This window comes from Vibrio sp. S457-15 (assembly GCF_000960545.1).
Classification (GTDB): Bacteria; Pseudomonadota; Gammaproteobacteria; order Enterobacterales; family Vibrionaceae; genus Vibrio; species Vibrio parahaemolyticus.
In genome coordinates this window covers 502,178-514,145 of the sequence record NZ_JYOQ01000177.1, presented here as the reverse complement: position 1 = coordinate 514,145, position 11,968 = coordinate 502,178, and the positions used below count along the sequence as shown (strand labels likewise).

Annotated in this window: 11 protein-coding genes; 6 read left to right on the top strand and 5 right to left on the bottom strand. The window is 46.2% G+C overall.

Annotated elements, in window-relative coordinates; all coding sequences use genetic code 11:
- The first annotated feature begins 26 nt into the window (after positions 1–26).
- A complete protein-coding gene (locus UF05_RS21985; RefSeq protein ID WP_005477915.1) occupies positions 27–1,028 on the top strand; it encodes a M23 family metallopeptidase in 1,002 nt (333 codons plus the stop codon).
- A 62-nt stretch (positions 1,029–1,090) separates the two neighbouring features.
- On the opposite strand, the gene tyrA is transcribed toward UF05_RS21985, so the two are convergent.
- The 3 genes from tyrA to nagZ all read right to left on the bottom strand — a co-directional run bounded on the left by tyrA (position 1,091) and on the right by nagZ (position 4,505).
- Entirely contained in the window at positions 1,091–2,218 is a 1,128-nt protein-coding gene (gene tyrA, locus UF05_RS21980; RefSeq protein WP_021450230.1) for a bifunctional chorismate mutase/prephenate dehydrogenase, read from the bottom strand.
- Between the two features lie 25 nt (positions 2,219–2,243).
- Positions 2,244–3,317, bottom strand: coding sequence for a 3-deoxy-7-phosphoheptulonate synthase (locus UF05_RS21975; protein ID WP_005488320.1), 1,074 nt, complete (start codon positions 3,315–3,317; stop codon positions 2,244–2,246).
- Between the two features lie 204 nt (positions 3,318–3,521).
- Entirely contained in the window at positions 3,522–4,505 is a 984-nt protein-coding gene (nagZ, locus tag UF05_RS21970; RefSeq protein ID WP_025505049.1) for a beta-N-acetylhexosaminidase, read from the bottom strand.
- 99 nt (positions 4,506–4,604) lie between these two features.
- On the opposite strand from nagZ, the gene UF05_RS21965 reads away from it, so the two are divergent.
- On the top strand, positions 4,605–5,717 hold the full coding sequence (locus tag UF05_RS21965) for an anhydro-N-acetylmuramic acid kinase (RefSeq protein WP_025623550.1): 1,113 nt from the start codon (positions 4,605–4,607) through the stop codon (positions 5,715–5,717).
- Positions 5,718–5,753: 36 nt separating this feature from the next.
- Positions 5,754–6,680 carry an N-acetylmuramic acid 6-phosphate etherase gene (gene murQ / locus UF05_RS21960; RefSeq protein WP_045544878.1) on the top strand — a complete coding sequence of 309 codons (927 nt, stop codon included), beginning with the start codon at positions 5,754–5,756 and terminating at the stop codon, positions 6,678–6,680.
- A gap of 79 nt (positions 6,681–6,759) precedes the next feature.
- Here the strand turns inward: murQ and UF05_RS21955 are convergent, their stop codons facing one another.
- Entirely contained in the window at positions 6,760–7,092 is a 333-nt protein-coding gene (locus UF05_RS21955) for a hypothetical protein (RefSeq protein ID WP_020904203.1), read from the bottom strand.
- Between the two features lie 139 nt (positions 7,093–7,231).
- Positions 7,232–7,573 carry a DUF2799 domain-containing protein gene (locus UF05_RS21950; RefSeq protein ID WP_005460271.1) on the bottom strand — a complete coding sequence of 114 codons (342 nt, stop codon included), beginning with the start codon at positions 7,571–7,573 and terminating at the stop codon, positions 7,232–7,234.
- A 273-nt stretch (positions 7,574–7,846) separates the two neighbouring features.
- On the opposite strand from UF05_RS21950, the gene UF05_RS21945 reads away from it, so the two are divergent.
- From UF05_RS21945 to btsR, 3 genes are all read left to right on the top strand, one after another.
- Positions 7,847–9,331: a carbon starvation CstA family protein gene (locus tag UF05_RS21945; protein WP_005477897.1), complete on the top strand. Its 1,485-nt coding sequence runs from the start codon at positions 7,847–7,849 to the stop codon at positions 9,329–9,331.
- A gap of 145 nt (positions 9,332–9,476) precedes the next feature.
- On the top strand, positions 9,477–11,147 hold the full coding sequence (locus UF05_RS21940; protein ID WP_005488281.1) for a sensor histidine kinase: 1,671 nt from the start codon (positions 9,477–9,479) through the stop codon (positions 11,145–11,147).
- Between the two features lie 31 nt (positions 11,148–11,178).
- Positions 11,179–11,907: a two-component system response regulator BtsR gene (btsR, locus tag UF05_RS21935; protein ID WP_005460295.1), complete on the top strand. Its 729-nt coding sequence runs from the start codon at positions 11,179–11,181 to the stop codon at positions 11,905–11,907.
- The last annotated feature ends 61 nt before the right edge of the window (positions 11,908–11,968 follow it).

The following is an 11,968-nucleotide window of genomic DNA, read 5'->3' as shown; positions in this document are numbered from 1 at the left end:
CAACGCCTATTTAAGTAACAATAATTATGTCTAAAAAAATCATCATGCAGATCCCCACTAAAAACGGTGATCAGCAATTTTATTTGGGCCGCGGTTCGGTCCTAACCATATTGACTTCGATCATCGCCTTACCTGCCGTTGTCGGTGGGGCTTGGTATTTGAACCAGCAACAGATTCATAATCAGACAACGCTGGCGCAAACCATTACCAAACTAGAAAGCGAGAAAGCGGAAATCACAGCGCTCTATGAAGAGCAATTGGATACCAACCACTCACTCTCTCAAGCTTTGACGGACAAGAACAACCAGATTCAGCTGCTCGGAAAGCGCGTATTTGATGTGGAATCGGTACTCGGCCTTGCTGATGAAGAGCTGTCTATCGATGAGAACAACCTCGCCTTAGAAGAGCGAATTGATGCAGCAGCTATAGATTCTGCGGTTCGTGCGACCATGTTCCGTTTAATTCCGAATGATAGCCCAGTAACGTATCAACGAATCTCTTCTTCTTACGGCAGTCGGATCAATCCTATCTCAGGTAGAAGACACGTGCATACCGGTATCGATTTGACCTGTAAGCGCGGTGAAGAAATCCTCGCTCCTGCAGACGGTGTGGTTGAAACCGTACGTCCAGGAAACAAAGGTTATGGTAACTACCTCACCCTTCGTCACTCTTTTGGTTTCTCTAGCTCTTTCGCTCACTTGAACAAGTTCAATGTCAAAAGCGGCCAGTTTGTTAGTAAAGGTGATGTCATTGCGCAATGTGGTAACTCAGGAAATTCAACCGGCCCACATTTGCACTATGAAGTGAGATTTCTAGGTCGCACACTTAACCCTCAATCACTAATGGAGTGGACGCCAGAAAACTTCAACTACGTGTTTGAGAAAGAGAAGATGGTGAAATGGGGTCCATTAGTTCAGTTGATTGATAATGTAGTGCGTCTACAAATCAACTTAACTAACTCACCCTACCGCGACACAACGATTAATACTGTTTCCAGTGAAGACAACAACGAAACGATTATTAACTGATGTCATTCGCTTGAAATAGAAAGAGCAGCCTAGAGCTGCTCTTTTCTTTTAAGAGGATAACATTATCCACGATGGATATTGTCATTCGCCTGTTTCAGTAAGTTTTGGCTCTCGTTCATAAATTGCTGAGAGTATTGGCCAAACCAATCACTCACCTGCTCAAAACTTTCTACAAATTTGGCTTTGTCTTTGCTGTCTAAAATCGCAAGCGCTTCCCCAAAGCGTTGATGGAAACGCTTGATCATATCGATGTTCTCTTGCGATGCGAGAATGATGTCACCGTAGAGATTTGGATCCTGACCAAACAGACGCCCCACCATTGCTAATTCAAGACGGTAAATTGGCGAGCTCAGTTTCAACAGTTGCTCAATATTCGGGTTCTCTTTGCTAAGGTGCATTCCGTAAGCAAATGACGTGAAGTGGCGCAGCGCTTGAATTAACGTCATACCATGATCGTGCTCTTGCGCATCAATCTGACACAAGCTCGCGCCCCAAATACCAAACTGTTGCAACAACCATTGGTATTGCTCGTTACCACGCCCATCACAGTACACAATCACCTGCTTGGCAAGACTAGGAACATCAGGGCCGAACATTGGATGTAAACCAACCACAGGTCCAGCGTGCACATTCAACATCGCTTGCAGCGGCTTTGACTTGATAGACGTCAGGTCACACAGAATGCAGTCTTGTGGCAAGTTGCCCAGTTTTTCAATCACCCCTTCCGTCAGGTGAATCGGTACGGTGACAACCACTAAGCCTGCGTCTTTGAGAATCTCATCCGCACAATCCCAATCTTTGCTACCCAAAACTTTCACTTGGTAACCTGATAGCTTGAACATGCGGCCAAACAGACTGCCTAACTGGCCATTACCACCAATAATGACCACTGAGCGTAATTCTGGGTTCAAACACTTAAAACCGGAATCTTTCTCACTGGCATAAGACTCACGCATGGTACGACGAAGAATGTCTTCGATAAGCTGAGGGGGGACACCCATTTTCTCAGCTTCTGCTCGGCGAGACGCCAGCATCGCCGCTTCACGATCAGGGGCATAAATAGGCAAACCGTGTTCGCTTTTTACTTCCCCAACTTTTTCTACCAGCGCTAAACGCTGAGCCAAAAGCTCAAGCATTTGTTTGTCGACTGCATCAATCTGATCGCGTAATGCGTTAAGTTCAACTGCCATTGATGTTCCTTAAATAAGTTCCGTTTTAGCCTTTAAGGCGGTTTTCTAAGAAAGGCACCAGCTCTTCGTGTGCATGACGTAATAGTGCCTCAGTTGACTCCCAATTAATACAAGCGTCAGTGATAGATACGCCGTATTTCATCTCATCCAACGCCAGATCAGAAGATTGATTACCTTCATTGATGTGGCTCTCGATCATCAAACCGATGATCGACTTGTTCCCTTCACGGATTTGGTGAATCACATCTTCTGCGACCAATGGCTGACGACGGTAATCTTTGCGTGAGTTTGCATGGCTGCAATCCACCATCAATGACGCTTCAAGACCTGATTTCGCCATCTCCTGTTCACATTCCGTAACGGATACTGAGTCGTAGTTCGTCTGTTTACCACCACGTAGGATCACGTGGCCATTCGGGTTACCTTGGGTTGTGAGCAACGCAACTTGACCTTCACGGTTGATACCCATAAAGCGGTGGCTAGAAGAGGCTGCCTGCATCGCATTGATTGCGGTTGCCAAACTACCATCTGTGCCATTCTTAAAGCCAATCGGCATCGAAAGACCACTAGCCATTTCACGGTGTGTTTGTGATTCTGTTGTGCGTGCGCCGATCGCTGCCCAACTAAAAGTATCGGCTAAGTATTGTGGGCTAATTGGGTCAAGTGCTTCGGTTGCAAGTGGGATTTCCATTTCCGCCAGTTCCACCAGCAGTTCACGTCCTACATGCAGACCGTGTTCAATGTCGAAGCTGCCGTCTAGGTGTGGGTCATTGATCAGGCCTTTCCAGCCGACCGTGGTGCGCGGTTTCTCAAAGTAAACACGCATTACAATATACAGTTGGTCACTTAGTTGTTCAGAAAGAGCTTTTAGACGCTTCGCGTAATCCTTTGCTGCTTCAATGTCATGGATAGAGCATGGTCCACATACGACAAGTAGGCGATGGTCTTTTTTGTGAATGATGTTGGCGATGGTTTGGCGAGACTCTTGAATGAAACGGCGCGCCTTTTCACTAAGAGGAAGCTTCACTTTTAGCTCATCTGGCGTAATAAGAACCTGTTCATCGCTGATGTTAATATTGCTCAACTCACTTTTTTGCATAATTCAAACCTGTATATTTATTTTTACACCCAACCAAATCCTTGGCGAGACAACTAAGCTTTAACGACAAGATAACAGGCTAAAAAAGAAAAACAAGCGTACACAATAAAAAACATTTACTGTAAAAATAAATTTACACACAAAAAAGCCAAAGTCTAATGAGCTTTGGCTTCTAATTGGTGTTTTTAACAGTTTACGAGAGGTTTAGCTGGTCAAGCGTTTCATCGCTTCACTCGCCGCTTTCCACTCATGAGACAATTTGAGATCGCTTAAAGAAAACGACTGTTTTTTGAGTAGCGCATCCGCCAGTGGCACGGTTGAAACAGGCAAGTTATCCAACACTTCAACTTGTGCTTCACGCTTATTACACATCAATAGCATATCGCAACCGGCTTTCATGGCTTGAGCCCCACGCTCGGCGGGGCTGCCCATGATCGCTGCGCCTTCCATCGTCAAATCATCGGAGAAAATTAAGCCTTTAAAACCAAGCTGTTGACGTAAAACGTGTTTCAACCAGTATTCAGAACCACTTGCGGGCTGAGAATCGTAGTTTGGGAAAATCACGTGAGCAGGCATCATGGCATCTAAAATACCGGCATCAATTTGCGCTTTGAAGATAGCCATGTCTTGTTCAAAAATGTCGCTGCGTTCGTCGTATGGCGTTTCTAAATGTGAGTCAGCAATCACACCACCATGACCCGGGAAGTGTTTTCCGGTCGTCGCCATTCCTACGCTCTTCATACCCTGCATATAAGCGGTGCTATAACGAAGGATGGTATCGGCATCTTCACCAAATGCACGGTTACCGATCGCTTTACATTGATGACCTTTGTCGAGCACGGGTGCAAAGCTTAAATCGATGTCGTGAGCAATCAACTCGGCTGCCATTAGCCAACCGCCCATACGTGCTAGCTCTTCGCCATTGTGATGTTTGGCGTATTCGTCGGCGGCAGGGATTAACGAGAAACCTTCACGAAAGCGTTGTACTCGCCCGCCCTCTTGATCCACACCAATCAGGAATGGGCGTTTCACCGCTTTGCGAATAGATTGAGTAAGTGCTTGAAGCTGTTCACTATCATGATAGTTACGAGTAAATAGGATCAAGCCACCAACCGTAGGATGTTCCAGAATTTCTTTGTCTTCTGCGGTCAGTTCATAACCCGCAACGTCAACCCATAACGGTCCCATTTTTTCTCCTCAAAATCGGCTGAATATCTCGTATTCGATGAGGTTATTCGCTTCAGATTTGCTTTACAATAAGTGAATGAAGAATTGACGAGATCGGCTATGAAATTTAACGAACTGTACATTGGTGTGATGTCTGGAACCAGTATGGACGGCGTTGATACCGCTCTGGTTGAGATTACAGATAATCACGTTCGCTTAATTGCGCACGACGACTATCCAATGCCTGCGGCGATGAAAGAAATGCTGTTATCGGTTTGTACCGGTCAAGCGACAAACTTAAAAGCCATCGGTGAACTTGACCACCAGCTCGGCCACCTATTTGCAGATGCCGTGTTGCAGCTACTCAATAAGTCTGGTTACGTCGCAGAACAAATTCGTGCGATTGGTAATCACGGTCAAACGGTATTCCACCAACCTACTGGAGAGTTACCCTTTACCACTCAATTGGGCGATGCCAACATTATCGCGGTCAAAACAGGCATTGATACGGTAGCGGATTTTCGTCGTAAAGACATGGCGCTAGGTGGACAAGGTGCCCCACTGGTTCCCGCTTTTCACAAAAGCATCTTTGCCATGCAAGATTCCACAACGGTCGTGCTAAACATCGGCGGCATTGCCAACATTTCGGTTTTGCATCCGCAGCAACCCGTGCACGGCTACGATACAGGGCCGGGCAATATGTTGATGGACGCATGGTGTGAGCGACATACTGGTCACGGTTTCGACAAAGACGCGCAACTTGCCCAGCGAGGCAGCGTCAACGAAGCATTGCTGGCTCATTTACTTAAAGAGCCTTATCTCGCAATGTCAGCCCCGAAGAGTACTGGACGTGAACTGTTCAACATGGATTGGCTACATCACCAGTTAGCCAATTACAATGTATCCGTCGAAGACGTCCAACGCACCTTGTGCGAATACACCGCGATCACTATTGCGCATGACGTAACAAAGTTCACGTATGGCGAGACACCTCAGCTGTTGGTTTGCGGCGGCGGTGCACGCAACCCACTGTTGATGCAACGTTTAACGGAACTTCTCCCCCAATGGCATGTGTCAACCACTACCGATAAAGGCGTTGATGGCGACTACATGGAAGCAATGGCGTTTGCTTGGCTTGCGCAGCGCCATATTCATGGCCTCCCTAGCAATTTACCGGAAGTCACAGGGGCAAGTCGCCTCGCTTCACTTGGTGTGCTCTATTCAAAAAATTAAGGGCAATAGACCCTAAACAAAAAGGCTTAATTCATTATGACGAACGATGCACTTATCGCAGCTTTATCCCATCTGGTATCTGAAGGGCGAAATCCAGATACCATGGACATCGACTTGCTGCCTTCTCTCGATATTGTTCAACGCATCAACCAACAGGACAAACTCGTTCCGCTTGCCGTTGAAAAAGTGCTGCCTGAGATTGCTCAAGCGGTCGATAAGATCACCGACGCCTTTAAAGTGGGTGGACGCTTAATTTATATGGGTGCAGGCACGAGCGGCCGTTTAGGTGTACTGGATGCCTCGGAATGCCCACCAACGTTTGGCGTATCGGACAAAATGGTGATCGGCCTTATCGCTGGTGGCCCAGAAGCGATACTAAAAGCCAAAGAAGGTGCAGAGGACTCACCTCAACTTGGTGAGCAAGATTTAAAGGATATCGACTTCAGCAGCAATGATGTACTGGTAGGAATAGCAGCCAGTGGTCGTACACCTTATGTGATTGGCGGTTTGGAATACGCGAATACGATTGGATCAACTACCGTTGCGTTGTCGTGCAATCCGGATTCTCCTATCGCAGATATTGCTGATATCGCAATAAGTCCCGTTGTTGGCCCAGAAGCCTTGACGGGGTCCACTCGCTTAAAATCAGGCACCGCGCAAAAGTTGGTGCTCAACATGCTCACTACAGCAAGTATGATCCGTTTAGGTAAGAGCTACCAAAACTTGATGGTGGACGTGAAAGCGACCAACAACAAATTGGTCGCGCGTGCTGCTCGCATTGTTATGCAGGCGACGGAGTGCACTAAAGAAGAGGCAACCGAGGTACTTAAGCAGACCAATTATGAGGTGAAACTGGCGATCTTAATGATCTTGACCGATCTTGATATCGAGTCCGCGCGTCAGCACCTTCATCATCAAGACGGCTTCTTGCGTAAAGCGGTAGAAAGCCACAAAGCAAGCTGACCTAATGTAAGAAGGTTGGACAGTAAAAAGGTGGCTCATGGGCCACCTTATCTTTTTGCCGGAGCTGATACATCAAGCATCAATCCTCGTCATACAACCACTCATCAAATTCGCGATTTAACTCGTTATTCACCTTACGCTTGATCTGGTCTGGATCAGTGGCATTTTTAACGCGTTCCACTTTATTCGTGTACTGGCTTGTCGCCTCGTTTACTTCCCGTTTCATTTTGTTTTGCACGTAAGTCCCGTTGGTGAGATCTTCAATATCCCGCTTGGTATTATTGAGCGTATTCGTAATCTGATGCTTGTTATGGTCGTATTTGCGTTTCGCTTTGATCGTATCTTTCAGCACATTGCCGGCACTTGCGGTTAGCGGCAGTAATACTAACGCAACTAAAAAGTACTTTTTCATATTTCAATATCACTTATTACTCAATCTCAATGAGCCAAGTAGACCAAAGCGATCCGATAGAATTGTCAGAAGTTCAACAAGCCAAACTATCGTCTTGATTATGAAACACAGTGAGTCTTGGCGTTAATTGCTGTATTTATTAATTACTGTATTCGTTCCAGCCTCGTTGCCATTCCATACGGAATTTTTGCGCTTGCTCAGTGCCCTCACAGACCCCCTCATAATATTGGCCAGATAGACCCATTTGATAAGCAAAATCTGGATTGCAATATTCAGCGACACCTTCCAAATAGCCACGATCATAATCACCAGGGTTGGCAGTGCCCAACGTTTTCAGCTCTTTTACACTACGAGAAGTGTGTCCTGCGATGCCATCTTGATAACCAATCTGATACCAATCACCCGATTTGGCGAGATCTTCCGTGGTTGCAGCACACCCAGCCAATAATACCAGCGCCAACCCCAACGTCGCTTTTTTCATAACTCTTCCTTAACTGATTGTTTTCAAAACAAGCTTATCACTAATTCTCAGAATCTGCCGCTCAACACCCAGATTTCGCCACTCACGCAGCCGTTAAACCACTTAATGATGAAACGCGCCACTCACGAGTATCACAAACCACTCAATCGGTATATCGACCACTCGCTACTCTATTCGACCACTCATCTACTAAGCGAATGCATTTAACAAAAGTAGCGCATAACATGCACCCTGAGATTAAAAAATTACCCTACCCAACCAAGGACAATTGCTATGATGTGGTTTCTAACTTGTGTCGCTGCCCTCATCGGCGGATACTTCATCTACGGTGCTTTCGTTGAGAAAATTTTCGGCATCAATGAGAAACGCCAAACCCCTGCACACACCAAAACGGATGGTGTTGACTTTGTTCCAATGTCAACAAAGAAGGTTTACCTAGTTCAGCTACTTAACATCGCTGGCGTAGGTCCTATCTTTGGCCCAATCATGGGTGCACTTTACGGCCCAGCCGCAATGCTTTGGATTGTTGTAGGTTGTATCTTTGCAGGTGCCGTACACGATTACTTCTCAGGTATGCTTTCAGTGCGTAACGGCGGTGCATCAGTGCCAACGATTACTGGTCGCTACCTAGGTAATGGCGCAAAACACTTTATGAATATCTTTGCCATTGTCCTGTTGCTTCTTGTTGGTGTGGTATTCGTATCAGCGCCAGCGGGCATGATCACAAACCTAATCAATGATCAAACCAGCCTAAACGTAAGCATGACAACAATGGTTGTGGTTATTTTTGCTTACTACATCATTGCGACAATCGTTCCAGTAGATAAGATCATCGGTCGTTTCTACCCCCTATTTGGCGCACTACTTATCTTCATGTCGGTTGGTCTAATGACTGCGGTTGCTCTATCTAGCGAGCACACAGTGATGGGTGATTTCCAAGTAACAGACATGTTCTCTAACCTAAATCCAAATGACATGCCTTTATGGCCTGCGCTGTTCATCACTATCGCTTGTGGTGCAATCTCTGGCTTCCACGCAACTCAGTCTCCACTAATGGCGCGTTGTATGGAAAACGAGAAAAACGGTCGCTTCGTATTCTACGGTGCAATGATTGGTGAAGGTGTTATCGCTCTAATCTGGTGTGCTATCGCACTATCATTCTTCGGCTCTCTAGAAGCGCTTTCTGAAGCAGTGAAAAACGGTGGTCCTGGTAACGTGGTATACAGCGCGTCATTTGGCCTACTAGGTGTATTCGGCGGTATCATTGCTTTCCTAGGTGTGGTTATCCTACCAATCACATCAGGTGACACAGCATTCCGTTCAAGCCGTCTAATCCTTGCTGAATACTTCAACATGGAACAGAAAACACTACGTAACCGTCTACTAATGGCTGTGCCGCTATTCGTTATCGGTGGTGTGTTGACTCAAGTAGACTTTGGCATCATCTGGCGTTACTTCGGCTTCGCAAACCAAACAACAGCAGTAATGATGTTGTGGACTGCGTCAGCTTACCTACTGCGTCACAACAAACTGCACTGGATTACAACTATCCCTGCAATGTTCATGACCACAGTATGTGTGACTTTCATCCTAAACAACAGCTCACTAGGTTTCGGCCTACCAATGCAAGTGTCGACTATCGCGGGTGTCATCTTCTCCCTAGTCGTTACAGGTTACGTTATCAAAACCTCTAAAGGTAAAGGCGAATCTGAACTGGCGGATGAAGAAAAACCACAAGCAGTAACAGAAACTGCGTAAGCCAACCTCATATTGACTGGTTAAGACAAGGAGCCTGCCGTTTGCAGGCTCTTTTTGTTTTATACCTAAATGACTTTAAAGGCCGATAAAACCTTGAGGTTGTTTAGGTATACAATAACAACATTAATTTCAGGTTAGGTTCGCTATGGAACTGGTTATCTCTCTCTTGCAGCAAATGTGTGTTTACTTAGTCTTGGCTTACATGCTGAGTAAAACACCCATCATCTTACCGCTACTGAGTATTTCGTCTCGCCTTAGCCATCGTTTGATTTGCTACGTGCTCTTTTCTGGCTTTTGTATCCTCGGGACGTACTTTGGCCTGCACATCAATGATGCGATCGCCAACACGCGTGCCATTGGCGCTGTCATGGGCGGGTTGTTCGGCGGGCCAGTAGTCGGTTTTGCTGTCGGCTTAACCGGCGGGATTCATCGTTATTCACTTGGTGGCTTTACCGACCTAGCCTGTGCTATTTCAACCACTGCTGAAGGCGTGATTGGTGGCTTGTTACATGTCTACCTTATCAAACGCAACAAGGGCGCATTGCTGTTCAACCCAAGCGTGGTGTTCAGCGTGACATTTGTTGCCGAAGTTGTGCAGATGATTTTGTTGTTGGCGGTAGCCAAACCCTTCGACCAAGCCTACGAACTGGTGTCAGCGATTGCCGCTCCGATGATCATTGCCAACTCGTTCGGTGCCGCACTTTTCATGAGCATCCTACAAGATAGAAAAACCATTTTTGAAAAGTACTCCGCTACCTTTTCACGCCGCGCGCTTACCATCGCCGATCGCTCCGTAGGCATTTTGAGCAACGGTTTTAACACCGAGAATGCAGAAAAAATCGCTCGTATCATTTACGAAGAAACCAAGGTTGGCGCAGTTGCAATTACTGACCAAGAGAAGATTTTGGCGTTTGTCGGTATTGGCGATGACCACCATAGACCGAATACACCTATTTCATCGCAAAGCACATTAGATTCGATGGAAAAAAATGACATCATCTACCTTGATGGTACAGAGCGTCCGTACCAGTGTTCTTTGGCGAAAGATTGCAAACTCGGTTCGGCGTTGATCATTCCATTGCGAGCGGGTAAGGCGGTCATCGGAACAATCAAACTCTATGAACCTAAGCGTAAGCTGTTCTCAACCGCCAACATGTCAATGGCAGAAGGGATAGCTCAGTTGCTCTCCAGCCAAATTTTGTATGGCGATTATCAACAACAACAAGCGCTGTTAGCGCAGGCAGAAATCAAACTGCTGCACGCGCAGGTAAACCCTCACTTTTTGTTTAACGCGCTCAATACCATCAGTGCAATTACACGCCGCGACCCAGATAAAGCCCGTGAGCTTATCCAAAACTTGTCGCATTTCTTCCGCAGTAACTTAAAACAGAACATCAATACGGTGACGCTGAAAGAAGAGCTTGCACACGTCAATTCTTACCTCAGTATCGAAAAAGCACGCTTCACGGATCGCTTGGAAGTAGAAATAGATATCGACCCAGAGTTGCTCGATATCAAGCTGCCAAGTTTTACACTTCAACCCTTGGTGGAAAATGCCATCAAACACGGCATCTCCAATATGCTTGAAGGTGGAAAAGTTAAAATTTACAGCGAAGCGCACCCTCAAGGACACCTGATTACGGTCGAGGACAACGCAGGCAGTTTCCAGCCACCAAAAGACAACCACTCAGGTTTAGGCTTGGAAATTGTAGACAAACGTCTCACTAATCAATTTGGGCGTGACTCAGCGCTAAAAATTGCGTGTGTGACGCATCAATTTACTAAAATGAGCTTTATCATTCCCCCGAAATCATAAACCCAATCAGCAGCAATAAAGGTAATGTTGGATGTTAACCGCACTCGTCATTGATGATGAACAGTTTGCTCGAGAAGAGCTGGCAGAGCTCTTGGATGAAACAGGTCAAGTGGAGGTGGTCGGTGATGCGTCCAATGCCATCTTGGGCCTCAAAAAAATCAACGAGCTCAAACCTGATGTGGTGTTCTTAGATATCCAAATGCCTCAAGTAACTGGGATCGAGCTGCTTGGCATGCTCGACCCTGAAACCATGCCGTATGTGGTTTTTGTTACCGCTTATGACCAATACGCAATCCAAGCTTTTGAAGACAACGCGTTTGACTATCTCCTCAAACCTGTCGACCCATGCCGCTTGAACAAAACCGTTAAGCGCCTAAACAAGGTGATCAGTCAATCAGCGTTAACTCAACAACTGTCTGCGATTACACCCGATACTTTGGATCAAATTCCTTGTATTGGACACAATCGGATTGTGATCATGGCAACCGAGACGGTGGAATGTGCTTATAGCGATATTAGCGGTGTGCATGTACGTTCCACCAGCCAAACAGCAAGCACTCAGCTCACGTTAAAAACACTGGAAGAAAAAACGCCCTTAGTGCGTTGTCATCGCCAATATTTAGTGAGCATTAAGGCCATCAGTGAAATCAAGCTGCTGGAAAATGGTCTAGCCGAAATCATCACTAAAACAGGCTTTGAGATTCCAGTAAGCCGTCGTTACCTCAAAGTACTCAAAGAGATGCTAGGTATCAGCCATTAAGTGCCGAATATGAGCGAAACATGCGATCAAAAAAGGCGACCTTGAGGTCGCCTTTTGAATA

What these genes read in the sequence shown, in the direction of transcription:
- UF05_RS21985 (WP_005477915.1), top strand. Translation starts at nt 27, where the DNA reads ATGTCTAAAAAAATCATCATGCAGATCCCCACTAAAAACGGTGATCAG.
- tyrA (WP_021450230.1), bottom strand. Translation starts at nt 2,218, where the DNA reads ATGGCAGTTGAACTTAACGCATTACGCGATCAGATTGATGCAGTCGAC.
- UF05_RS21975 (WP_005488320.1), bottom strand. Translation starts at nt 3,317, where the DNA reads ATGCAAAAAAGTGAGTTGAGCAATATTAACATCAGCGATGAACAGGTT.
- nagZ (WP_025505049.1), bottom strand. Translation starts at nt 4,505, where the DNA reads ATGGGACCGTTATGGGTTGACGTTGCGGGTTATGAACTGACCGCAGAA.
- UF05_RS21965 (WP_025623550.1), top strand. Translation starts at nt 4,605, where the DNA reads ATGAAATTTAACGAACTGTACATTGGTGTGATGTCTGGAACCAGTATG.
- murQ (WP_045544878.1), top strand. Translation starts at nt 5,754, where the DNA reads ATGACGAACGATGCACTTATCGCAGCTTTATCCCATCTGGTATCTGAA.
- UF05_RS21955 (WP_020904203.1), bottom strand. Translation starts at nt 7,092, where the DNA reads ATGAAAAAGTACTTTTTAGTTGCGTTAGTATTACTGCCGCTAACCGCA.
- UF05_RS21950 (WP_005460271.1), bottom strand. Translation starts at nt 7,573, where the DNA reads ATGAAAAAAGCGACGTTGGGGTTGGCGCTGGTATTATTGGCTGGGTGT.
- UF05_RS21945 (WP_005477897.1), top strand. Translation starts at nt 7,847, where the DNA reads ATGATGTGGTTTCTAACTTGTGTCGCTGCCCTCATCGGCGGATACTTC.
- UF05_RS21940 (WP_005488281.1), top strand. Translation starts at nt 9,477, where the DNA reads ATGGAACTGGTTATCTCTCTCTTGCAGCAAATGTGTGTTTACTTAGTC.
- btsR (WP_005460295.1), top strand. Translation starts at nt 11,179, where the DNA reads ATGTTAACCGCACTCGTCATTGATGATGAACAGTTTGCTCGAGAAGAG.